At 64.5% G+C, this 20,964-nt stretch carries 21 protein-coding genes and 2 riboswitches; of the genes, 13 read left to right on the top strand and 8 right to left on the bottom strand.

Annotated features, from left to right (window positions below):
* Window positions 1-213: 213 nt before the first annotated feature.
* The 7 genes from hfq to ABB29_RS08605 all read left to right on the top strand — a co-directional run bounded on the left by hfq (window position 214) and on the right by ABB29_RS08605 (window position 7,049).
* Window positions 214-489: an RNA chaperone Hfq gene (gene hfq, locus ABB29_RS08635; protein ID WP_057658219.1), complete on the top strand. Its 276-nt coding sequence runs from the start codon at window positions 214-216 to the stop codon at window positions 487-489.
* A 27-nt stretch (window positions 490-516) separates the two neighbouring features.
* Entirely contained in the window at window positions 517-1,821 is a 1,305-nt protein-coding gene (hflX, locus tag ABB29_RS08630; RefSeq protein ID WP_057658218.1) for a ribosome rescue GTPase HflX, read from the top strand.
* A 147-nt stretch (window positions 1,822-1,968) separates the two neighbouring features.
* Window positions 1,969-3,114 (top strand): FtsH protease activity modulator HflK, encoded by a 1,146-nt coding sequence (gene hflK / locus ABB29_RS08625; RefSeq protein WP_057658217.1) that lies wholly within the window; start codon window positions 1,969-1,971, stop codon window positions 3,112-3,114.
* Complete coding sequence (hflC, locus tag ABB29_RS08620) at window positions 3,111-3,980, top strand: protease modulator HflC (RefSeq protein ID WP_057658216.1); 870 nt, start codon at window positions 3,111-3,113, stop codon at window positions 3,978-3,980. Before hflK ends, hflC begins: the two co-directional genes overlap by 4 nt.
* A gap of 62 nt (window positions 3,981-4,042) precedes the next feature.
* Window positions 4,043-4,228, top strand: a complete 186-nt coding sequence (locus ABB29_RS08615; RefSeq protein WP_057658215.1) for a DUF2065 domain-containing protein — start codon at window positions 4,043-4,045, stop codon at window positions 4,226-4,228.
* A 142-nt stretch (window positions 4,229-4,370) separates the two neighbouring features.
* Window positions 4,371-5,663, top strand: a complete 1,293-nt coding sequence (locus ABB29_RS08610) for an adenylosuccinate synthase (RefSeq protein WP_057658214.1) — start codon at window positions 4,371-4,373, stop codon at window positions 5,661-5,663.
* A 174-nt stretch (window positions 5,664-5,837) separates the two neighbouring features.
* Window positions 5,838-7,049, top strand: coding sequence for an NAD(P)/FAD-dependent oxidoreductase (locus tag ABB29_RS08605; protein WP_057658213.1), 1,212 nt, complete (start codon window positions 5,838-5,840; stop codon window positions 7,047-7,049).
* Window positions 7,050-7,145: 96 nt separating this feature from the next.
* Here the strand turns inward: ABB29_RS08605 and ABB29_RS08600 are convergent, their stop codons facing one another.
* On the bottom strand, window positions 7,146-8,384 hold the full coding sequence (locus tag ABB29_RS08600; protein ID WP_057658212.1) for a cation:proton antiporter: 1,239 nt from the start codon (window positions 8,382-8,384) through the stop codon (window positions 7,146-7,148).
* Window positions 8,385-8,623: 239 nt separating this feature from the next.
* On the opposite strand from ABB29_RS08600, the gene ABB29_RS08595 reads away from it, so the two are divergent.
* The 4 genes from ABB29_RS08595 (at window position 8,624) to ABB29_RS08580 (ending at window position 10,894) form a co-directional block, all read left to right on the top strand.
* A complete protein-coding gene (locus ABB29_RS08595) occupies window positions 8,624-8,944 on the top strand; it encodes a helix-turn-helix transcriptional regulator (protein ID WP_211260714.1) in 321 nt (106 codons plus the stop codon).
* Window positions 8,941-10,248, top strand: a complete 1,308-nt coding sequence (locus tag ABB29_RS08590) for a type II toxin-antitoxin system HipA family toxin (protein ID WP_057658210.1) — start codon at window positions 8,941-8,943, stop codon at window positions 10,246-10,248. The genes ABB29_RS08595 and ABB29_RS08590 overlap by 4 nt, the downstream gene beginning before the upstream one ends.
* Before the next feature lie 71 nt (window positions 10,249-10,319).
* A complete protein-coding gene (locus ABB29_RS08585) occupies window positions 10,320-10,592 on the top strand; it encodes a YlcI/YnfO family protein (RefSeq protein ID WP_057658240.1) in 273 nt (90 codons plus the stop codon).
* On the top strand, window positions 10,589-10,894 hold the full coding sequence (locus ABB29_RS08580; RefSeq protein ID WP_057658209.1) for a type II toxin-antitoxin system RelE/ParE family toxin: 306 nt from the start codon (window positions 10,589-10,591) through the stop codon (window positions 10,892-10,894). The genes ABB29_RS08585 and ABB29_RS08580 overlap by 4 nt, the downstream gene beginning before the upstream one ends.
* Window positions 10,895-10,965: 71 nt before the next feature.
* Here ABB29_RS08580 and ABB29_RS08575 read toward each other — a convergent pair whose 3' ends face one another.
* The 3 genes from ABB29_RS08575 to gcvP all read right to left on the bottom strand — a co-directional run bounded on the left by ABB29_RS08575 (window position 10,966) and on the right by gcvP (window position 14,790).
* On the bottom strand, window positions 10,966-11,391 hold the full coding sequence (locus ABB29_RS08575) for a type II toxin-antitoxin system death-on-curing family toxin (protein WP_057658208.1): 426 nt from the start codon (window positions 11,389-11,391) through the stop codon (window positions 10,966-10,968).
* Window positions 11,388-11,621 (bottom strand): AbrB/MazE/SpoVT family DNA-binding domain-containing protein, encoded by a 234-nt coding sequence (locus ABB29_RS08570; protein ID WP_057658207.1) that lies wholly within the window; start codon window positions 11,619-11,621, stop codon window positions 11,388-11,390. The genes ABB29_RS08575 and ABB29_RS08570 overlap by 4 nt, the downstream gene beginning before the upstream one ends.
* Before the next feature lie 268 nt (window positions 11,622-11,889).
* Window positions 11,890-14,790 carry an aminomethyl-transferring glycine dehydrogenase gene (gene gcvP, locus ABB29_RS08565; RefSeq protein ID WP_057658206.1) on the bottom strand — a complete coding sequence of 967 codons (2,901 nt, stop codon included), beginning with the start codon at window positions 14,788-14,790 and terminating at the stop codon, window positions 11,890-11,892.
* Window positions 14,791-14,833: 43 nt separating this feature from the next.
* A riboswitch (glycine riboswitch) is annotated at window positions 14,834-14,954 on the bottom strand.
* Between the two features lies 1 nt (window position 14,955).
* Window positions 14,956-15,040, bottom strand: a riboswitch (glycine riboswitch).
* A gap of 228 nt (window positions 15,041-15,268) precedes the next feature.
* Between gcvP and ABB29_RS08560 the strand changes: the two genes are divergently transcribed.
* Window positions 15,269-16,531 (top strand): multidrug effflux MFS transporter, encoded by a 1,263-nt coding sequence (locus ABB29_RS08560; protein ID WP_057658205.1) that lies wholly within the window; start codon window positions 15,269-15,271, stop codon window positions 16,529-16,531.
* A 28-nt stretch (window positions 16,532-16,559) separates the two neighbouring features.
* Window positions 16,560-17,018: an endonuclease V gene (locus ABB29_RS08555; protein WP_057658204.1), complete on the top strand. Its 459-nt coding sequence runs from the start codon at window positions 16,560-16,562 to the stop codon at window positions 17,016-17,018.
* Between the two features lie 287 nt (window positions 17,019-17,305).
* Here ABB29_RS08555 and ABB29_RS08550 read toward each other — a convergent pair whose 3' ends face one another.
* Genes ABB29_RS08550 through minE form a run of 4 tightly spaced genes read right to left on the bottom strand, consistent with a single transcriptional unit; the run spans window position 17,306 to window position 20,963 of the window.
* Window positions 17,306-19,321: a M2 family metallopeptidase gene (locus tag ABB29_RS08550; RefSeq protein ID WP_157062575.1), complete on the bottom strand. Its 2,016-nt coding sequence runs from the start codon at window positions 19,319-19,321 to the stop codon at window positions 17,306-17,308.
* A gap of 42 nt (window positions 19,322-19,363) precedes the next feature.
* A complete protein-coding gene (locus ABB29_RS08545; protein ID WP_057658203.1) occupies window positions 19,364-20,113 on the bottom strand; it encodes a YrbL family protein in 750 nt (249 codons plus the stop codon).
* 49 nt (window positions 20,114-20,162) lie between these two features.
* A complete protein-coding gene (locus ABB29_RS08540) occupies window positions 20,163-20,675 on the bottom strand; it encodes a hypothetical protein (protein ID WP_157062574.1) in 513 nt (170 codons plus the stop codon).
* Window positions 20,676-20,705: 30 nt separating this feature from the next.
* Entirely contained in the window at window positions 20,706-20,963 is a 258-nt protein-coding gene (minE, locus tag ABB29_RS08535; protein WP_057658202.1) for a cell division topological specificity factor MinE, read from the bottom strand.
* Window position 20,964: the final 1 nt, after the last annotated feature.

Genomic DNA, 20,964 nt, shown 5'->3' with positions numbered 1-20,964 from the left:
GACCCGTCGCCGCATGACGCCGGGCCCCGGCGGGTACGGCACTTGCTGGCCGGCCGGTCGCCGTCGCGGCGTGATTCATGCCAGGCCAGTACCTTCGGGATGCGATCCGTCGCGCCGATGTTGTGTAACATCGGAGCATCGCCAGCGGCAGGGGAGTTGTTTGCCCGGCGGTAAAAAAACAATACCTATAAGAACCAAAGGCGGGAACACGTTATGTCCAAGGGACAATCCTTGCAGGACCCTTTCCTGAATGCACTGCGTCGCGAGCGCGTGCCAGTGGCGGTTTACCTGGTGAACGGCATCAAGTTGCAGGGTACGATCGAATCCTTCGACCAGTTTGTCGTGCTGCTGCGTAATACGGTCAGCCAGATGGTCTACAAACACGCCATTTCCACCGTCGTCCCCGCCCGCAACGTGCGCATGGGCCCCGGTGGTGGTTACGTCCAGAACGGCGACGACGAAACGGCCAGCGAGGACGGCGGCGAATAATCTTGATGACAGGAGCCTTGACCCCCTTTGTTTGAACGATCCCGCAAGGGCGAACACGCGCTCCTGATTCAACCTTATTCCGGTGGCCCGCCTGACGAAGGCGCATCGGAGGAATTCACCGATCTTGCCCGTTCGGCCGGCGCCAGCATCGCTGCGCTGCTGACCGCGCGCATCGATCGCCCGAATCCGGCGACGCTGATTGGCAGTGGCAAGCTGGAAGAGGTCAAGGCGGCCGCCGATGCCACCGGTGCCGACCTCATCCTGGTCAATTTCCCGCTGTCGCCCGGCCAGGAACGCAATCTGGAAAAACACCTGCAACGGCGGGTGCTGGACCGTACCGGGTTGATTCTGGATATCTTCGCCCAGCGGGCGCGCAGCCACGAAGGCAAGCTGCAGGTCGAGCTGGCCCAGCTGCGGCACATGGCAACCCGGCTGGTCCGCGGCTGGACCCACCTTGAACGCCAGCGCGGCGGTTCGATAGGCCTGCGTGGCCCCGGTGAAACCCAGCTGGAAACCGACCGCCGACTGCTGCAGAAGCGGGTCGAGCAATTGCAGAAGCGCTTGGAAAAGGTCGAAGTGCAGCGGACCCAGATGCGTCGTGCCCGGGTCCGCAGCGAACTGCCACGGGTGGCCCTGGTCGGCTATACCAACGCCGGCAAGTCGACGTTGTTCAACGCGTTGACCGGCGCCGACGCTTATGCCGCCGATCAGTTGTTCGCCACCCTCGACCCGACCGTGCGCCGGGTGGATCTTTCCGGTGGCAGCGTGGTGCTGGCCGATACCGTCGGTTTCGTCCGCGATCTGCCGCATGAACTGGTCGCCGCGTTCCGCTCGACCCTGTCCGAGGCGCGCGAGGCCGACCTGCTGCTGCATGTCATCGACGCCGCCGACCCGGTACGCAATGACCGCATCGGCCAGGTCGACGAGGTGCTGCAGGAAATCGGTGCTGGCGATATTCCCCAGATCCTGGTGTTCAACAAGATTGATCGCATCGAGGGTGCGCAGCCGCGTCGCGACCAGCCCAGCGAGGGGCGCGAACGGGTCTGGCTGTCGGCCCGCGACAACCTCGGTCTGGATCTGCTGCAGGCGGTGCTGGCCGAACGGCTGGGCATGCAGCGGGTCCGTGGCGCGCTGCATCTGCCTTCGCGGGCGGCGCGGTTGCACGCGCGACTGCACGCCCTGGGCGCGATCCGCGCCGAATCGCACAACGATGAAGGCTGGCAGCTCGACATCGACATGGCCCTGGCCGATGCGCAGCGGCTGGCAGCACAGGCGGATGGTCATCTGCTGGAACCGCTGTTGCCGGCACAGGAAAACGAGCCCTGGCAGTGATTGCCGGCATCGCCCACCGCTGCGGCGGCGCGGCCGCGAGGTGGCCAGTGGCCGGCAGGGCCTTGTTCAACGGCCATCCGCCCGCATCTTGTAGAATCAACGACCTGCGCTGGCGGCTTGCCCGCGCATTTTCAATATGGAGTGGGCATGGCCTGGAATACACCTGGCAGTAATCGTCCCGGGGGCGGCGACGCTGGCGGCAGCGGATCCAACAATGGCCGCCGTGGCGGCAATCGACGCGGCGGTGGCAATGGCGTCGGCGATATCGTCGACCGTCTGCGTGGCCTGCTGGATGGCGGCGGTGGTGGCGGCAATCCGCTTCGCTGGGTGCTGATCGTGCTGGCGCTGCTGGTCCTGTTCAGCAGCTTCCAGCTGGTCGGCGAACAGCAGCGCGGCGTGGTCCTGCGTTTTGGCCAGTACGCCCGCATCATGCAGCCGGGCCCCAATTTCAAGTGGCCTTGGCCGATTGAAAGTGTCACCAAGGTCAACGCCACCGAGATCAAGACCTTCAGCAATACCGTGCCGGTACTGACCAAGGACGAGAACATCGTCACCGTCTCGCTGAACGTGCAGTACCGGATCCGCGACCCGCGCCTGTACCTGTATGGTTCGCGCAGCGCCGATGACGTGCTCAAGCAGGCTGCGCAGAGCGCGGTGCGCGAGCAGATCGGCCGCTCGGACCTGGATACCGTGCTCGGCGTGCGTGGCCCGCTCAGCGCCTCGGCCAAGGAGCGCCTGCAGCACTCGCTGGACGAATACCGCACCGGCCTGGTGGTGACCGAGCTCAACCTGCCTGACGCACGTCCGCCGGAAGAAGTGAAGCCGGCCTTCGACGAGGTCAACAGTGCCCAGCAGATCAAGGATCGCCTGGTCAATGAAGCGCATGCCTACGCCGCCAAGATCGTGCCCGAGGCACGTGGTGAAGCCGCCCGCAGGCGTACCGAAGCCGAAGGTTACAAGGCCGCGCTGATCGCCCGTGCCGAAGGCGACGCATCGCGCTTCGCCCAGTTGCAGCAAGCCTATGAAACCGCGCCCGAAGTCACCCGCAAACGCCTGTGGCTGGAAACCGTGCAGCAGGTGCTGTCGAAGAACCGTAAGGTCGTCGGTGGCGATGGCCGGCAGCTGATCTACGTGCCGATGCCTGGCGCGACCGGTAACGCGGCTGGCAACAGCGCCGCCCCGGCGGTACTGCCGCAGGACGTCATCATGCCGACCGTGCAGAGCGACAACGCACCGCTGCGTGATGGCGAACGCAGCCCCCGTCCGAACGGTCGCGAGGAGGCCCAACGATGAAAACTTCCCTGTGGGTCGCGCTCGGCGTGGCCGTACTGCTGGGCCTGATGGGCTCGGCCTATGTGGTCCGCGAGGGCCAGAGTGCGCTGGTCATCAACCTCGGCCGGGTCGTGCGTTCGGACATCAATCCGGGCCTGCACTTCAAGGTGCCGCTGGTGGAGACCGTGCGCGTGTTCGACCGGCGTTTCCAGGTGCTTGAAACCACCCCGGAACGTTACCTGACCTCCGAGCGCAAGGACGTCAGCATCGACTTCTTCGCGGTCGGCTACATCTCGGACCTGCGTGCGTTCTACGTGGCCACCAACGGCACCGGCGACCAGCGCGTGGCCAACGACCGCCTGCGCCCGATCATCACCGACTCGCTGCGCAACGAAATCAACAGCCGCACCCTGCAGCAACTGGTGTCGGGTGACCGCAACGAAATCGTCGCCGGCCAGCTGGAGAACATCAACAAGGCCACCGCCACCCTGGGCATGCACATCACCGATCTGCGGCTGAAGCAGATTGATCTGCCGACCGACAGCCAGGTCATCACCGACGTCTACGAGCGCATGCGTGCGCAGCGCAAGCAGGTCGCCAGCAAGCTGCGCGCCGAGGGTGAAGAGCAGGCCCGGACCATCCGTGCCGAAGCCGACCGTGACCAGACCGTGCTGGTAGCCGAAGCCGAGCGCGATGCCCAGGAGCTGAAAGGCCAGGGCGATGCGCAGGCGGCGGAGATCTATGCCAAGGCCACGGCCGCGGATCCGGCGTTCTATGCCTTCTACCGCAGCTTGGAGGCCTATCGTGGTTCGTTTGCCGACGGCAACGGGGTCATCGTGCTGGACCAGAACGACCCGTTCCTGCAGTACCTGCGCAACGACCGTTGAGGGATCAGCCGGCGCCGCCTCCGCACACCGGGGGCGGCGCTTTTTCGTAGTGGAGATGGCACATGCAAGATTTATGGACCGCACTGTGCCTGGTGGCGGTGCTTGAGGGCTTGTTCCTGTTTGTCAGCCCGGGCGGCTGGAAGCGCACCGTCGAGCAGCTGTGGCAGCTGGATGACCGCCAGATCCGCCAGTTGGGCGGGTTGATGCTGGTCGCTGGCGCCGCCGCGCTGTGGTGGCTGCGGCATTAGCCCGGATTCACACAAACACTGGCCGCAACGGTCGAAAACCCGGATAATGCACAAAAGCCGGATGGGTGGTTCTCGAATCGAGCCCCCCGCCGGCTTTTCCGCGTTCAGGGCCACCCCCGGCCACATATTTCTGGAGCAAGTGATGGGTCAGTCAGTCGTCGTTCTCGGTGCCCAATGGGGCGATGAAGGCAAGGGCAAAATCGTGGATCTGCTGACCGAGGAAATCGGTGCGGTGGTCCGCTTCCAGGGCGGCCACAACGCCGGCCATACCCTGGTCATCGGCGGCAAGAAAACCGTCCTGCACCTGATTCCGTCCGGCATCCTTCGCGAAGGCGCGCTTTGCCTGATCGGCAATGGCGTGGTGATTTCGCCGGCGGCCCTGCGCAAGGAAATCGAAGAGCTGGAAAGCGCTGGCATCGATGTCCGTTCGCGGTTGAAGATTTCGCCGGCCGCGCCGTTGATCATGCCGTACCACATCGCCTTGGACCAGGCGCGCGAAAAAGCCGCCGGTGGCAAGGCCATCGGCACCACCGGCCGCGGCATCGGCCCGGCCTATGAAGACAAGGTCGCGCGTCGTGGCATCCGCATCGCCGATCTGCATTACCCGGACCAGCTGGCGGAAAAGCTGCGCAGCGCGCTGGATTACCACAACTTCGTGCTGACCAAGTACCTCGGTGTGGACGCGGTCGACTACCAGCAGACGCTGGATGAGGCGCTGGCCTTCGGTGAGTACGTCCAGCCGATGAAATCCGACGTCGCCGGCATCTGCCACGAACTGCGCAAGCAGGGCAAGCGGGTGCTGTTCGAAGGTGCGCAGGGCGCACTGCTCGACATCGACCACGGCACCTATCCGTATGTCACCAGCTCCAACACCACCACCGGCGGCGCGTTGGCCGGTGCTGGCGTCGGCGCCGACGCCATCGACTACGTGCTGGGCATCTGCAAGGCCTACGCCACCCGCGTCGGCGGCGGCCCGTTCCCGACCGAGCTGGACGACGAGATCGGCCAGGGCATCCGTGACCGTGGCCAGGAATACGGCGCCACCACCGGGCGCCCGCGTCGCTGTGGCTGGATCGATATCGTCGCCCTGAAGCGTGCGGTGGCGATCAACGGCATTTCCGGCCTGTGCATCACCAAGCTTGACGTGCTTGACGGCATGAAGACGCTGAAGATCTGCATCGCCTACGAATACCGCGGCAAGCGTACCGAATACGCACCGCTGGATGCGCAGGGCTGGGACGAGTGCACGCCGGTCTACCTGGAATTCCCGGGCTGGGAAGAAAATACCCACGGCATCACCGAGTGGGACAAGCTGCCCGCGGCCGCCCGCGCTTACCTGCGCGCGCTGGAAGAACTGGCCGGCTGCCCGCTGTCGATTGTCTCCACCGGCCCCGACCGCGACCACACCATGGTCCTGCAGGATCCGTTCGCCTGAGCCAGTACCCCGGCGTCAGCAGCGCTGGCCGATAGCTCCACCACAAACCCCTTCCGACCGCCGGAAGGGGTTTTTTGTCTGCGCCAACGGGACCACGGGGCCTTCACGGGGCAATGCTAGCTTGGCTGCCATTGCGTCCCGTCCGGCGACGCGGAAGACGACAGGCGACAACGCATGGATCTGAAAAGCGGATATCCCTTCTGGGCGGTCAAGAACGGTCTGATGCAGGCGTTCCCGCCGCTGCGCACGGACCTGCGTTGCGAGGTCGCGGTGATTGGCGGCGGTATCACTGGCGCCCTGATTGCCGACGAGCTGTCCAGCCACGGCATCGACGTGGCGGTGTTCGAACAGCGCGACATCGCCTGGGGCAGCACCGCCGCCAGCACCGCCTTGCTGCAATACGAAATCGACACGCCGATGGCCACGCTGGCCCGGCAGTACGGCGAAGACAATGCGGTGCTGGCGTACCGTGCCTGCGCCGAGGCCATCCCGCTGCTGCAGGCCAAGGCCCGCTCGCTGCGCGATGTTGATTTTGCCCGCGTGCAGAGTCTGTATTACGCCAGCCGGCGACGGCATGTGGACGACCTGCGCGAAGAATTTGCACTGCGCAGGAAGCATGGCTTCGACCTGCAGTGGCTGTCGGCCGAGGCGCTCGACGAGCGCTTCCAGCTGAAGGCGCCGGCGGCGTTGTTGACTGCGCTGGCGGCCAGCGTCGATCCGTACCGCTTCTGCTATCGCCTGTTTGGCAGGCTGCAGCGGCGCGGCGTCAGTGTCCATGACCGCACCGCCATCGAACGGATCACGCCGACACCACGCGGCGTCGATCTGGTTACTGCGCAGGGCCATGCCATTCGTGCTGGCCATGTGGTCATGGCCGCTGGCTACGCCAACCAGCGCTGGCTGCGGCACAAGGTCGCCAGCAACCGCAGCAGCTATGCGTTCATCACCGACCCGCTGCCAGCCGGGCAACTGGATTTTCTTACCGACACGGTGCTGTGGGAAACCGCGCGTCCGTATCTATACCTGCGCACGACCGGCGACAACCGTCTGCTGGTGGGTGGCCAGGACGACACGATTGATGTGCCTGCGCGCCGCGATGCGCGGGTGGAAAAGAAAACCCGCAAGCTGGTGAAACAGGTGCAGGCATTGTTCCCGCAGCTGCCGGTGCAGCCGGCGTTTTCATGGGCCGGTACGTTTGCCGAGACCGACGACGGCCTGCCATTCTTCGGCGCCCATCCTGACAGCGGCAAGCGGGTGCTGCTCGCGATGGCCTATGGCGGCAATGGCATCACCTATTCGGCCATCGGCGCCGGCATCATCCGCGCCGCGATCCAGCGCCAGCCGCATCCGCTGGCGCAGTTGTTTTCGTTCAATCGCATCGACTGAAAGTAGAGCGGAGCCTGCTCCGCTGGGACGTGGACCCAACAACAACGGCATTGGCGCGCGTGAATAGCAGCAGCGCCTGCTCCGCTGAAGAAGGCTCTAGGCATTGCCGGCCATCACCCGCTGCACCAGCCGCTTGATGGTGGTGCCCTGTACCAGGATCGAGAACACCACCACCGCGTAGGTCATCGACAACAGCAGATCGCGGGCGGGTCCAGATGGCAGCGACAACACCAGTGCCACCGAGATGCCACCGCGCAGGCCACCCCAGGTCAGCAGCTTCCAGGCGCCGTCGGGAAGATTGAAGCTATGGCCGAATGCAGCCACCGGCACTCCCACCGCCAGCCAGCGTGCTGCCAGCGCGATGACGATGGCAACGGTCGCGGCCAGCAGCACCGGGCCATTGAACACCACCATCACAATCTCCAGTCCCAGCAGCACGAACAGCACGGCGTTGAAGATCTCGTCCAGCAGTTCCCAGAACAGATCCACGTGGTGGCGGGTGGTATCGCTCATCGCCAGCGCCCGGCCCTGGTTGCCGACAATCAGGCCGGCCACCACCATCGCCAGCGGACCGGACACATGCAGGGCGTGGGCCAGTTCGTAACCGCCGAGCACGCCGGCCAGGGTCAGCAGCACCTCGACCTGGTAGTTGTTGATGCTGCGCAACAGATAGAACAGCAGCGCACCCAGCAGCCCGCCGAGCAGCAAACCACCGCCGGCCTCCTTCAGCAGCAACAGCCCTGCATCGGCGACGCTGGGCGGGGTGTCCTGCAAGGCGGCGCTGAGCAGGATCGAAAACAGCACCACGCCGACACCATCGTTGAACAACGATTCGCCGGAGACCACCAGCTTGACGCTGTCCGGCGCGCCCGCGGATTTCAGTATCCCCAGCACCGCAATCGGGTCGGTCGGTGATATCAGCGCGCCAAACACCAGGCAGTAGCCGAGCGACAGCTCAAAGCCCAGCCAGGGCAGGGCGACATACAGGCCATAGCCGACGATTACCGTCGACAGCGCGGTGCCGAACACCGCCAGCAGTCCGACCGGCCAGCGGTAGCTGCGCAGTTGGCTCAGGTCGATATGCAGGGCGCCGGCGAACAGCAGCACCGACAACATCCCCTGCATCAGCAGGTCGGAAAAATCGATGGATTGCAGCAAGGTGGTTTCGTACTGGCGCAGGCTGCCGAATCCCAGCCGGTCCAGCCCGATCAAGCCCAGTGACAGCAGCAGGGCGACCGCCATCACCCCGATGGTGGTCGGCAGCCCGACGAAACGGTGGTTCACGTAGGCCAGCAGCGCGGTCAGCACCAGACAGATGACGGCGACTTCAAACATGTATCAGCTCCTTGGCGAGGCACGCCTTGCGGACCAGAATGTAGCAGGCCAGGATGGCGACACGACCGCCATCGCAAGCAAAGGCAGCACTGTGCCCGTGTCATCGGTGCTTGACAATTCGACGTTCCAGGCGCATTGATGTGTATATATAATGCGCCATATACGACGAATTAACGCGTTAATATCAGTTAATTCGTCAAAAAAGACGATTTATGGGAAATGAAATTTCAGATGATGCGGTGCTTCAGCAGCTGGGTTCCCGGCTGGCAGCGCAGCGGCTGGCACTCAATCTGACCCAGGCCGAGCTGGCCGAGCAGGCCGGTGTTTCCAAGCGCACCCTGGAGCGGTTGGAGGCCGGTGCAGTCGCCTCGCAGCTATCAACGCTGGTGCGCGTGTGCAGGGTGCTGGGGTTGGCCGACAATTTCGAGCGTCTGGTCCCGGCAGCGCCCAGCAGTCCACTGGCTGAGCTCAAGCAGCAGGGCGGCCGGCGGCAGCGAGCCTCCGGCAGCAGCGTGCCGGGCAGTCGCAAGCCGGGCAAACCCTGGCGGTGGGATCCGTGACCGTTGCCGAAGTACAACTGTGGGGGCGCACCATCGGCGCGGTGTCGCTGGCCGAAGGGGCGAGCACGGCCGCGTTCGAATACGTGCCCGAATTCGTCGACAGCGGCATCCAGCTGTCGCCACTGCGGATGCCGCTGGCACCACGCATCTACACGTTTCCGGAACTGCCAGCACCAGCCTTCCATGGCTTGCCCGGACTGTTGGCCGACTCGCTGCCGGATCGCTTTGGCAATGCCCTGATTGACCAGTGGCTGGCCAGCCAGGGCCGCAGCGCCGACAGCTTCAATGCGGTCGAGCGACTCTGCTACACCGGCGCCCGCGGCATGGGCGCGCTGGAGTTCCGGCCGGTACACGGTCCGCGCGCGCGCAAGGCCAGCCGCATCGACGTGGCTGCCCTGGTGCAGCTGGCCTCGGATGTGCTCAGCCAGCGCCGCGGCCTGCAGGCACGCTTGCAGGAGCCCGAGCAGCAGAAAGCACTGCAGGACATCCTGCGGGTCGGCACCTCGGCCGGCGGTGCCCGGGCCAAGGCCGTCATTGCCTGGAACCCCGGCAGCGGCGAAGTGCGCTCCGGCCAGGTCCCGGCGGATCCCGGCTTCGGTTACTGGCTGCTCAAGTTCGATGGCGTTGACGGCAACCGCGACAAAGAGCTGCTCGATCCCAGGGGCTTTGGCGCCATCGAATATGCATACGCATTGATGGCGCAGGCTGCCGGTATCGAGATGAGTGAATGCCGGTTACTGGAAGAAGGCGGACGTCGCCATTTCATGACCCGCCGCTTCGACCGGCTGGCCGACGGCAGCAAGCTGCATATGCAATCACTCGGCGCGCTGGCGCATTTCGATTACAACCTGCCCGGTGCCTATTCGTACGAACAGGCCATGCAGGTGATCCGCCAACTGCGACTGCCGATGCAGGCGCTGGAGCAGCAGTTCCGCCGCATGTTGTTCAACATCGTTGCCCGCAACCAGGACGATCACGTCAAGAACATCGCCTTCCTGATGGACCCGCAGGGCCAATGGTCGCTGGCCCCGGCCTTCGATGTCAGCTACAGCTACAACCCGGCCGGGGACTGGACCTCGCGTCACCAGATGAGCATGGCTGGCAAGCGCGACCGGTTCACCCTCGCCGATGTCGGCGCCTGCGCCAAGACCGTCGGCCTCAAGCGCGGTCGCGAGAAAATCCTGCTCGAAGAAGTCCGCAGCGCCGTGCAGCGCTGGCCGCAGTTCGCCGAACAGGCCCAGGTGAGCGAGCAGCAGAGTCGGCAGATAGGCAATGCGCACAGGCTCCAGCTGGCGGCGGAGTAGGGCGCCGATATCTTGCGTTTTTCAACAGATTGCATGAAGATGCGTTGCATATGCAACGCAAAGAGTCCTCGCTGAAATCCGCTACGCTCCCGTCGCTTCGCGTATCGCCCGCATTGCGGGAGGCCGCGGAGAGTGTGCTGGAGGAAGGCGAAACGCTGTCCAGTTTCGTCGAAAGCTCGGTGCAGGCGCAGATCTCACATCGACAGGCCCAGGCGACGTTCCTGGCACGGGGCCTGGCGGCACGCGAGCACGCGCAGATGACGGGACGGTATGTCTCATCGGCCAGCGTCCTGCACAAGCTTGAGGGGCAGTTGGACAAAGCCAGGCAGCGATTGAAGAAATGACCTTCCAGGTGCGCTTCACGGAAGAAGCTGCAGTTGATCTTGAACGGCTGTATGGCTTTCTGCTGGAGCACGGAGATGGTGACGCAGTTCAGGGTGAGCGAGCATTGAACGCGATCAGGCAAGCACTGACATTGCTTGAAGTGACACCTTTCAGTTGCAGGAAAGCCGGTACCCATCCATTGTTGCGCGAGTTGGTCATCGGATTTGGCAGCAGCGGTTACGTGGCGCTGTTTGAGATCGAGGACGCGCAGACAGTCACGGTGCTGGCGATACGTCACCAGCGCGAAGACGACTACCACTGAGCATGGAGATCACGCTCGGGATATGGCGTCGGCAACATCTGCCTTGAACCTGCAGCGATCCGCCAATCCTTTCAGTCCAGAACGTAACCCGCGCCCGCATCGTTGACCCGTAGTTCCACCCGTACGCGGGTGCGCAGCCAGTCGGCGAATTCCTGTTGGCTGAGCCGGCCTTCGGCCAATGCCTGCAAGTGCTGGTACTTTTCTTCGTTGCCCGTGGTGACGGTCATGCCATTGCAGGCCAGGAACAGGCGGTAGCTGATCTGGGCGGTGCGCAGGTTGCCGTCGCGGAACGGGCGCAGGTGGGCGAGGCCGAATGCGAGATGCGCGGCCAGATCGATGATATCCGGTGCTGTCGAACGGGCTGCGCGCCGGCGTTGTGGTGGCGCCAGTACGGTATCCAGGGTCGGTTCGCTGCGGACGCCGGCTTGTCCGCCGTAGCGGCCGATCTGATGGTGATGGATGGCGAGGACGAAGTCCTTCTGCAGCCACGCGATCATGGTGATGGCGGCTCTTGCAGTTTGCACAGCACTTCGTCGTCCTCACGCATGATCTGTTCGATGATGGCCAGGTGGTCCTCGAGCTGCGCGTCGAATCGACTGAGCTCGATGCCATCGCCGCTGATGGCCGCGTTGAGCACGTCACCCGCATTCAATCGCAGGCGTGCCAGCCATTCGCCGGGCAGGACGACGCCGAGCGCGTTGCCGATGGCGGTGATTTTCAGTTTCATGTCGATCCCTGACAGTCGTTGCTGACGCAAGCTATAGCGAAGCAGCGGCAGGATCAATCGCGTGGCTGGTCGAGGCCCACGTCACGCTGCACCTGCGTGACGCTGGCAGAAGCAGCCGACGCATCGGTTGCGAGGCAAGGCACGAACGTGAAGCGCGAGGCCGACGGGATCGACCGGCCTGCCCGAAGCTGCCGTGGCCGCTGGCACAGGACACAGAAAAAGGCCCCGCGATGCGGGGCCCTGGTTCAGTTGCCGGTGGCACGGGTGCTCAGGCGGCAGCGTCTTCTTCTTCATCCTTGAAGGCGTCGACCGGGATGCAGCTGCAGAACACGTTCTTGTCTCCATGCACGTTATCGACACGGGCGACCGGTGGCCAGTATTTCTGCTGGCGCAACACCGCCAGCGGGAATGCCGCCAGCTCGCGCGGGTAGGCGTGGGTCCATTCGCTGCCGGCGACCATGGTGGCGGTGTGCGGCGCGTGCTTGAGCGGATTGTCTTCGCGATCCAGGCGGCCATCTTCGATCGCGCGGATTTCCTCGCGGATCTCGATCATCGCGTTGATGAAGCGGTCCAACTCATGCAGCGATTCGCTTTCGGTCGGCTCGACCATCAGCGTGCCGGCGACCGGGAAGCTCAGGGTCGGGGCGTGGAAGCCGAAGTCGATCAGACGCTTGGCAACGTCTTCGGCGCTGATGCCGGTGGCGTCCTTGATTGGGCGCAGATCGAGGATGCACTCATGCGCGACCAGGCCGTTGCGACCGGTGTACAGGGTCTTGAAGTGCGGCTCCAGGCGCTTGGCCACGTAATTGGCGTTGAGCAGTGCGACCTGGGTCGCCTTGCGCAGGCCTTCGGTGCCCATCAGGGTGATGTACATCCAGCTGATCGGCAGGATGCTGGCGCTGCCATGGGTGGCGGCGCTGACCATGCCGACGGTCGGCGCGCTGTCGCCATAGGCCGCCGGCAGGAACGGGGCCAGATGCGCCTTGACCGCGCAGGGGCCGACGCCGGGGCCGCCGCCGCCGTGCGGGATGCAGAAGGTCTTGTGCAGGTTGAGGTGGGACACGTCCGAACCCCACTTGCCGGGCTTGGCGACACCGACCAGTGCATTCATGTTGGCGCCGTCGGTATACACCTGGCCGCCGTGCTGGTGGACGATGTCGCAGATCGCGACCACGTCTTCCTCGAACACGCCGTGGGTCGACGGGTAGGTGATCATCAGCGCGGCCAGCCGGTCGGAATACTTCTCGGCCTTGGCGCGGATGTCATCGACATCGACGTTGCCGTTGCTGTCGCACTTGGTCACCACCACGGTCATGCCGCACATCTGCGCGCTGGCCGGGTTGGTGCCGTGCGCGGATTCCGGGATCAGGCAGATGTCGCGCTGGTCGTCGCCGCGCGAGCGATGGTAGGCACGGATTGCCAGCAGGCCGGCAAATTCGCCCTGTGCGCCGGAGTTGGGTTGCAGGCTGACCGAATCGTAGCCGGTGCATTCGACCAGCATCGCTTCCAATCCATCGATCAGCTGCTGGTAACCGCGCGTCTGCCCGGCCGGCGCCAGCGGATGGATGTTGCCGAACTCGGGCCAGGTCACCGGGATCATCTCGGCGGTGGCGTTGAGCTTCATGGTGCAGCTGCCGAGCGGGATCATGGTCCGGTCCATCGCCAGATCCTTGTCCGCCAGCGAGCGCATGTAGCGCAGCAGTTCGTGTTCGCTGTGGTGGGTGTTGAATACCGGATGGGTCAGGAACTGACCGGTACGGCGCAATGCAACCGGCAGTGAATCATCGGTGCTGGCATCGGCCGCGTCGATGTCGGCAATCCGCGCGCCGAACAAAGCCGCCAACGCGATGACGTCTTCGCGGGTGGTGGTTTCGTCCAGGCTGATGCCGACGCTGCCGGCATCGATCTGGCGCAGATTGATGCGCGCAGCAGCGGCCTTGGCGTGCAGGTCGGCGGCATCGACGCCGGTGACGTGCAGGGTGTCGAAGAAATTGTCGCCGACGCTGGCACCGGCGCCGCGCAGGGCGCTGGCCAGGATTGCCGCCAGCCGGTGGACCCGGTGGGCAATCCGGGTCAGCCCTTCTGGGCCATGGTAGACCGCGTACATGCTGGCCATCACCGCCAGCAGGACCTGCGCGGTGCAGATGTTCGACGTCGCTTTCTCGCGCCGGATGTGCTGCTCGCGGGTCTGCAGGGTCAGGCGATATGCCGGTTTGCCTTCGGCATCAATGGAGACGCCAATCAGGCGGCCGGGCATGCTGCGCTTGTAGGCATCGCGGCAGGCCATGAAGGCCGCGTGCGGACCGCCGTTGCCAAACGGCACGCCAAAGCGCTGGCTGTTGCCGATGACGATGTCGGCACCCCAGCTGCCGGGCGCGGCAATCAGGGTCAGTGCCAGCAGGTCGGTGGCAACGCAGACCAGACCGTTGCGCGCGTGCACCGCGTCGCTGAGTGCCTGGTAATCGTGGACCTGGCCGAACGTGTCCGGGTATTGCAGCAGCACGCCGAAGCTGTCCACGTCCATCGCCTCATTGTCGTCGCCAACGTGCAACTGGATGTCCAGCGGTTCGGCGCGGGTGCGCAGCACCTGCAGGGTCTGTGGGTGCACGTTCTTGGAGACGAAGAACACATCCGACCTGGACTTGGCCGAGCGCTTGGCCAGGGTCATCGCCTCGGCGGCGGCGGTGGCTTCGTCCAGCAGCGAGGCATTGGCGATTTCCATCCCGGTCAGATCGGCGCACATGGTCTGGAAGTTGATCAGCGCTTCCATCCGGCCTTGCGAAATTTCGGCCTGGTAGGGCGTGTAGGCAGTGTACCAGGCCGGATTTTCGAGGATGTTGCGGAGGATGACGTTCGGCGTGTGGGTACCGTAATAGCCCTGGCCGATGAAGCTGCGGAAGACCTGGTTCTGATCGGCGATGGCGCGGATCTTGGCCAGCGCTTCGACTTCGCTGATCGCCTTGGGCAGGGCCAGCGGAGTGGGGGATTTGATCTTGCCCGGGACGATCGCGTCGGTCATCGCATCCAGCGAGTCATGGCCGATGACGCCCAGCATGTGCGCGATTTCGGCATCGTTGGGGCCGATGTGGCGCTCGAGGAAAGCGCTGTGGTGTTCGAGTTCCAGCAGCGACGGCTTGCGCTGCGGCGACGAGGCAGAATTCTGAGACATGGATAGGCGTCCAATAGGAGCGTGCGTGCCGCACGTTGGGCGCCCCTCTGTCCTTTTGCCTGAGAGTTTGGAAGCGTGCCACCCGCGGGTGGTCGACGAGGAATCTACGCTTCGTGCCCCTTCGGCGCCGGTTCGCCACAGTGGGCGTCGGTCTCTCCAGAGTGTGTATGCACGTCGGTATAAGGGCCTGAGCGATTACGGGCGTTGCGCCTTCGGCAGCGGTTCCGTCCGCTTCTCCCGCCGTGCATTTCGGCGCCAATTATACCCGTCCCCGGCGCGTGCGGGAGCCCACCACGGCGACCGCAAGCGCCGCCAGCGCGCGGTTTGGCGTTACCATGGCGGCCTTCCCCCACCCGCGTTCATCTGCCGGCCAGCCCGCGCCCGTCCGCCGGCCGCCGTCGGCCCTCCGCCCGTTCATCCGCGGCGGCGGCCCGAGCAGCCGGATGCCACGCGGCAGCACAGCGGAGTTGTTGACCCCATGACGTCCCCGACGAGTTCGTCCGCGCCGGTTTCCCGCGCCCGCCTGGCCATCCTGCTCGGTGGTCTGGCGATGTTCGGCCCGTTCTCCATCGATACCGTGTTCCCGGCCTTCCCGGCGATGGCTGCGCAGCTGGCGGTCGACAAGGTGGCGATGCAGCAGGTCATCAGCGTCTACCTGCTGACCTATGCTTTGATGAGCCTGGTGCACGGGCCGCTGTCGGACGCGTTTGGCCGGCGCAAGGTGATCCTTGGCGGATTGTTCGTATTCCTGCTGGCCTCGATTGGTTGCGCGTTGTCGATGACGATGACCCAGTTGCTGTTGTTCCGCGCGCTGCAGGGTTTGTCGGCCGGGGTCGGCTTCATCGTCGGTCGCGCGGTCATCCGCGATCTGTACGACGGCGACGACGCCCAGCGCCTGATGAGCCAGGTGTCGATGATATTCGGCATCGCCCCGGCCATCGCCCCGATCATCGGCGGCTGGATCCTGGGCTGGAGTGCCTGGCCGGTGATTTTCTGGTTCCTGGCCGGCTTCTCGCTGTTGCTGCTGGTGTCGGTCTCGATCTGGTTGCCGGAAACCCATGCAGCGGGTGCGCGCTCGCAACCTTCGCCACGACAGCTGTTGCGTGACTACTGGGGTATCGCCCGTAATCCGCGCTTCCTGCGGCTGGCCGCTGCCGGTTCGCTGAGCTTTGGTGGCATCTTCCTCTACATCGCATCGGCACCGGCATTCGTGATGGATCTGCTGCATCTCAACGAGCAGCAGTTCGCCTGGCTGTTCCTGCCAACGATTGGCGGAATGACCCTGGGCGCGTTCCTGTCCGGGCGTGCGGCCGGTCGCATCAGTGGCACCGCGCTGACCCGCATCGGTTTCGCCTGCATGGGCGCGGCCGCCATCGGCAACGTCACGTACAACCTGCTGTCACCGCAGCTGGGCCTGCCGTGGGCGGTGCTGCCGATGTGCGTGGCGGCGCTGGGGGTGGCGATGATTTTCCCGATCCTGACCCTGGCGATCCTGGACATGTATCCGCGCCAGCGCGGTGCCGCGTCATCGTTGCAGGCGTTCAGCAACCTGATGGTCAATGCCCTGATCGCCGGTCTGTTGTCGCCGTTGCTGAGCTTTGCCGGGCTGCCACTGGCGCTGGGCGCGGCCGCGTTCGCACTTGCCGGCTGGCTGTTCTGGCGCTGGGAAATGCATGTCAGTCACCGTCGTCCGCGGCTGCCGGCGGAGCCGGCGGCGATGGAACCCACCAACCAGATTTGAAGCTTGCCGACTTTCCAGGAGTACCCCTATGTCGATCCAGTCCAAGGCCCGTCGCGAGGCCAAGAAACGCAAAGTGGAAAAAGCCCGCAACCTGGCCCGCGCCAATGCACCGGCGATTGAACCGCACGCCGAATTACGCGATCCGCAGGGCCAGTTGCTGGCCGGTATCGTGCGCCGCGCCGATGTCTGGGTGCTGGGCATGAACGGTCAGATTGCCGGCAGCAGCGACAGCGCCGCCGAGGTGCTGATGATGATCAAGCGCGCGGCCAAACTGCACGAAGCCAACGGCCAGCCAGTGCGGCTGGTGTACTCGGATGAACTGCGTGATTTTGCCGAGATGGAAGCGGCAGCACTGAATATGTCGCTGGATGATTACGAAGCCAGGCTTGAGGCGGAGATGAAAGCCGCCGCCGAGGGTGAAGAGCCGCCGCCGTCTGTTGCCGCTGATGCGGCAAGCGTAGACGCCGACAACTCATCAAGCGACTGAATCGATCAGGATGTTGCTTGGTATTGCGGGTGCTTGGTATTGCGTGTTCGTAGAGCGCAGCTTGCTGCGCTGCCGCCATCGGCAGCAAGGATCAGCCGCGTTCAATCAGGCGTCATATAGTCTTGTCTTGGGCAGTGCAGCAAGCGCTGTTTTAGGTGATGTCTGGAAAGTAGCGGAGCAAGCTCCGCTCTACAGTGGGTTGGAAAGTAGTGCAGCGAGCTGCGCTCTACGGGGGACAAGTCGGATGCGGCAAGTGCCGCATCCGTTTCTGTATCCGCTCGGTTTGGTCAGTCCTGCTTGGCCGCTGACTCGGCTGCCGGTGTCGCCGCCTCGGGATTGCCAGCGGCCGGGGTTTCGACCGCGGCGGTGTCCTGCCAGCCGCAGGTCTGGCCTTCGTTCTGCTGCTTGAGCCAGTTCTGCAACGGAGCGAAGTATTCCAGCACGGCGCCGGCGTCCATCTTGTCGCTGCCGGTGACTTCCTTCAGCGTGGCCTGCCATGGCTGGCTGGCGCCTTTTTCCAGCATCGCCCAGAACTTCTGTCCGGCGGCCTTGTTGCCGTAGAAGGTGCAGTTGTACAGCGGGCCCTTGTAGCCGGCGGCATCGCACAGGCCCTTGTAGAACTGGAACTGCAGGATGTGCGAGAGGAAGTAACGCGTGTATGGCGTATTGCCCGGCACGTGGTACTTGGCACCCGGATCGAAGAAATCCTCGCCACGTGGCGTTGCCGGCGCCACGCCCTGGTACCTGGCTTTCAGGTCCCACCAGGCCTTGTTGTACTCGCTCGGCGTGATCGAGCCATCGAACACACCCCAGCGCCAGCGGTCGATCATCAGTCCGAACGGCAGGAACGACACCTTCGCCAGCGCCATGCGCATCTGCGCATTGACCAGCGCTTCGTCGCTGAGGCCGGCATCGGACATGCCGATCGACTTCAGGTAGTCCGGCGTCATTGCCAGCACCATGGTGTCGCCGATGGCCTCGTGGAAACCATCGTTGGCACCGTTCTGGAACAGCGGCGGCTGCTTGTTGTAGGCCAGGTCGTAATACAGGTGGCCAAGCTCGTGGTAGATGGTGGTGAAGTCTTCTTCGTTCGGCTTGATGCACATCTTGGTGCGCACGTCGCCGGCCATGTTCATGTCCCAGGCACTGGCGTGGCAGACCACGTCGCGGTCCAGTGGCTTGATGAACTGGCTCTTCTGCCAATAGCTTTCCGGCAGTTTGGGCATGCCCAGCGAGGTGTAGAAATCCTGCGCGCGCTCGGTCATCTGTTTGGCCACGTCCAGTTGCGCGGCGCGTTCGACCTTGAACAGCTGTTCGGTGTTCAAACCGGGGCCGGCCTTGGCCAGCTCGCGCGAATAGTTTGCCTGGTACTGCTTCTGCAGCGCGCCGGTGATGTCCGGGCTGCCGGCGTTGGGATAGGGCTGCAGCAGATCCCACAGGTTGCCCCAGTCCTGCTGCCACATGTTGCCCATCAGATGCGCTGGCAGCATGCCGCCAGTGACTTCGCCGCGCTCCTTGCCGTATTCGGCGTCGAGCTTGGTCCGGGTGTAGCAGTGCAACTGTTCGTACAGTGGCTTGACCTGGCCCCACAGACGGTCGGTTTCGGCGGCGATCTCCGCCGGTGTCATGTCGTAGCCGCTACGCCACATTTCGCCGGCATCGGCGTAACCCATCTCCTTGGCACCTTCATTGACCAGTTCGACGAAGCGCTGGTAATCCTTGCGCATCGGCTGCGACACGGTATGCCAGCCTTGCCACGCATCCAGTTGCGTGTTGTAGTCGCGACTGTTGCGCAGCACGTCTTCAAGCTCGCCCAGCTGGCGGCACTTCTGGTTGTCGCCTTCGCCGGTGCAGTAAGTGCCGGCGCCGTACATGCCGCCCATCCTGGAGGCAATCCTGGTCAGCTCGGCGAGCTTCTCCGGATCTTTCGGTGCCGGCATCGCGGTCGACAGTTTCAGCAACCGCAGGGCGCGGGCACTTTCCGGCGACATCTGCTTGCCTTCGAATTTGCGCGACTGCTCGATCCAGTCGTTCAACTGGGTCAGGTAGCGCTCGTTGTACTTGGATTCCAGCAGTTGGGTGTCATCGGTGATGTAGGTCGCCGACAGCCATTGCGACGCCACCATCTCCGGATACATCTTGCGGTACTCGTCGTTGATGCGGGCGACGAACTGATCCGCGGTTTCGCCCTCCGGTGCGTGCGCGGCGGTGGTCGGCGACTCGGCAGCATCCTTCTTGCAGGAGGCGAGGGTGAGCATGCCGGCGCTGACGGCCAGGGCGAGCAGGAGATGGCGTGGTTTCACAGGCAATCCTCAACGGGGGCGCGACGCGCAAGAACCGGAAGGCTAGTGCCCGGACGCGGGCTCCGCAAGTGGCCCCGGTGTGGCCAGGCTGGCGCGGATACGCTGCCGCAGGCGTTGCGCCCGGCGCCGGATTTTGCGCCGCAGCAAGGATTTGGACCAATACGAAACGGGGATGATTTCCTTGCCCCTGAGCACCGATTTGGCATCCACGCAGACCAGCCGCAAGCCGTTGGTTTCGTGCACCACCACCAGATTGCCGGCATTGAGGTCGAACAGCGGGATGCAGCGCTGCAGCAGCCATTGCTCCAGATCATCGACTGCCGCGCACAACGCGTCGACCAGTCCTTCGCCCGCCTGCGGTGGCGCTTGCAGGCAGGCAAACACGCTGCGTGCCAGCTGTCCGTCATCGTCAAACACCGCCCGGCATACCAGCGCATCGCCCCAGGGCGTGGCCTGGATGCGTTCGCACAGGCTGAAATGGCGTTGCACCTCGATGCCCCAGCGTCGCCGCAGGTAACGGCAGGCGGCCAGCTCGGTGTGGTTTTCGCCGGAGCGCGGAAAATGCCGTGCCCACCAGCGCGCCAGGCGCAGACGGCCGCGTGCCGGTGGCCGCTGATCGTCGGGAAGCTCGAACTTGAGCAGGGTCAGCGGGCTTTCCGGATTTCGCGTACATACGCGATTGGCGCCGCGGCCGATGATGTCCAGACCGCGCCAATGCGCTGTGCGCAGCGGCGGATATGGCGGGTGCCCAGGCACCTTGCTGCCGCTTGCCAGGTGTGCGGAGCCGCTCATGCGCCGATTTTCGCGCAGCCGGCCGGAGCAGCGCGTCGGATGCAGGCGCTCAGGCGGCGCACGAAACCGATTGCCGGAGTTCCAGCAGTCCATGGCCGGCTAGGAACTGCCGGGCATCACCGGCATCCTGCTCGAACCATGCCTGGGTCGACCCTAGCCGGAACGAATAGCCCCATGCGTCCATGTCCGCCATCAACCGTTGCCGGCCGACGCCGGGCAGCAGGTCGGCGAGGAGGATCTGCAGGTAGCAGGTCGCGTCTTCCTCGATATCCGAATCGGTCGCATCGGTATGCACCAGCGCCCGGCGCTCGGGCGGCAGCACGATCAGATGGCAGGCCTCGTGCAGCATCGAATGGATCGGCGTGTCATCACGCACGTAGACGTTGTGCGCGATGACCCCGGCTTCTGGATTGCCCCAGAAACTGCCGGGGATGTCGGCCCCATCCTCGACCCGGTGCAGTTCCAGATCGTAGCGGCGCAGCAGGTCCTGCAGGCAGGCAAACGGCAGCTCGGCGACACGCAGGACGGTCGATTCAAGCACCGCGGTCGCTGGGTGGTTCATCGGTGACATCCGGCATCGGCAGCCGCGGGCTCAGCCCTGCTGGCCCTCGGGCAGTGCCACTGAGATATCCAGCACGTCATGGTCGCCGTCCTTGATCAGATCGACCTTGACCGCATCGACGTCGACATTGACGTACTTCTTGATGACTTCCAGCAGTTCGCGGCGCAGCAGCGGCAGGTAGTCGGGGGCACCGCGGGAGCTACGTTCCTGCGCAATGATGATCTGCAGCCGGTTCTTGGCCGTCGCCGCAGTCGTGTTCTTGGCTTTCAGGAAATCAAATAGTCCCACA

It is taken from the genome of Pseudoxanthomonas dokdonensis (assembly GCF_001431405.1).
Taxonomy (GTDB): domain Bacteria; phylum Pseudomonadota; class Gammaproteobacteria; order Xanthomonadales; family Xanthomonadaceae; genus Pseudoxanthomonas_A; species Pseudoxanthomonas_A dokdonensis.
This window is presented reverse-complemented; position numbering and strand designations above follow the sequence as displayed.

What these genes read in the sequence shown, in the direction of transcription:
- ABB29_RS08570 (WP_057658207.1), bottom strand. Translation starts at nt 11,621, where the DNA reads ATGAAACTGAAAATCACCGCCATCGGCAACGCGCTCGGCGTCGTCCTG.
- hfq (WP_057658219.1), top strand. Translation starts at nt 214, where the DNA reads ATGTCCAAGGGACAATCCTTGCAGGACCCTTTCCTGAATGCACTGCGT.
- ABB29_RS08560 (WP_057658205.1), top strand. Translation starts at nt 15,269, where the DNA reads ATGACGTCCCCGACGAGTTCGTCCGCGCCGGTTTCCCGCGCCCGCCTG.
- ABB29_RS08545 (WP_057658203.1), bottom strand. Translation starts at nt 20,113, where the DNA reads ATGAGCGGCTCCGCACACCTGGCAAGCGGCAGCAAGGTGCCTGGGCAC.
- ABB29_RS08580 (WP_057658209.1), top strand. Translation starts at nt 10,589, where the DNA reads ATGACCTTCCAGGTGCGCTTCACGGAAGAAGCTGCAGTTGATCTTGAA.
- ABB29_RS08540 (WP_157062574.1), bottom strand. Translation starts at nt 20,675, where the DNA reads ATGAACCACCCAGCGACCGCGGTGCTTGAATCGACCGTCCTGCGTGTC.
- hflC (WP_057658216.1), top strand. Translation starts at nt 3,111, where the DNA reads ATGAAAACTTCCCTGTGGGTCGCGCTCGGCGTGGCCGTACTGCTGGGC.
- ABB29_RS08615 (WP_057658215.1), top strand. Translation starts at nt 4,043, where the DNA reads ATGCAAGATTTATGGACCGCACTGTGCCTGGTGGCGGTGCTTGAGGGC.
- gcvP (WP_057658206.1), bottom strand. Translation starts at nt 14,790, where the DNA reads ATGTCTCAGAATTCTGCCTCGTCGCCGCAGCGCAAGCCGTCGCTGCTG.
- ABB29_RS08555 (WP_057658204.1), top strand. Translation starts at nt 16,560, where the DNA reads ATGTCGATCCAGTCCAAGGCCCGTCGCGAGGCCAAGAAACGCAAAGTG.
- hflK (WP_057658217.1), top strand. Translation starts at nt 1,969, where the DNA reads ATGGCCTGGAATACACCTGGCAGTAATCGTCCCGGGGGCGGCGACGCT.
- ABB29_RS08575 (WP_057658208.1), bottom strand. Translation starts at nt 11,391, where the DNA reads ATGATCGCGTGGCTGCAGAAGGACTTCGTCCTCGCCATCCATCACCAT.
- ABB29_RS08600 (WP_057658212.1), bottom strand. Translation starts at nt 8,384, where the DNA reads ATGTTTGAAGTCGCCGTCATCTGTCTGGTGCTGACCGCGCTGCTGGCC.
- ABB29_RS08610 (WP_057658214.1), top strand. Translation starts at nt 4,371, where the DNA reads ATGGGTCAGTCAGTCGTCGTTCTCGGTGCCCAATGGGGCGATGAAGGC.
- ABB29_RS08605 (WP_057658213.1), top strand. Translation starts at nt 5,838, where the DNA reads ATGGATCTGAAAAGCGGATATCCCTTCTGGGCGGTCAAGAACGGTCTG.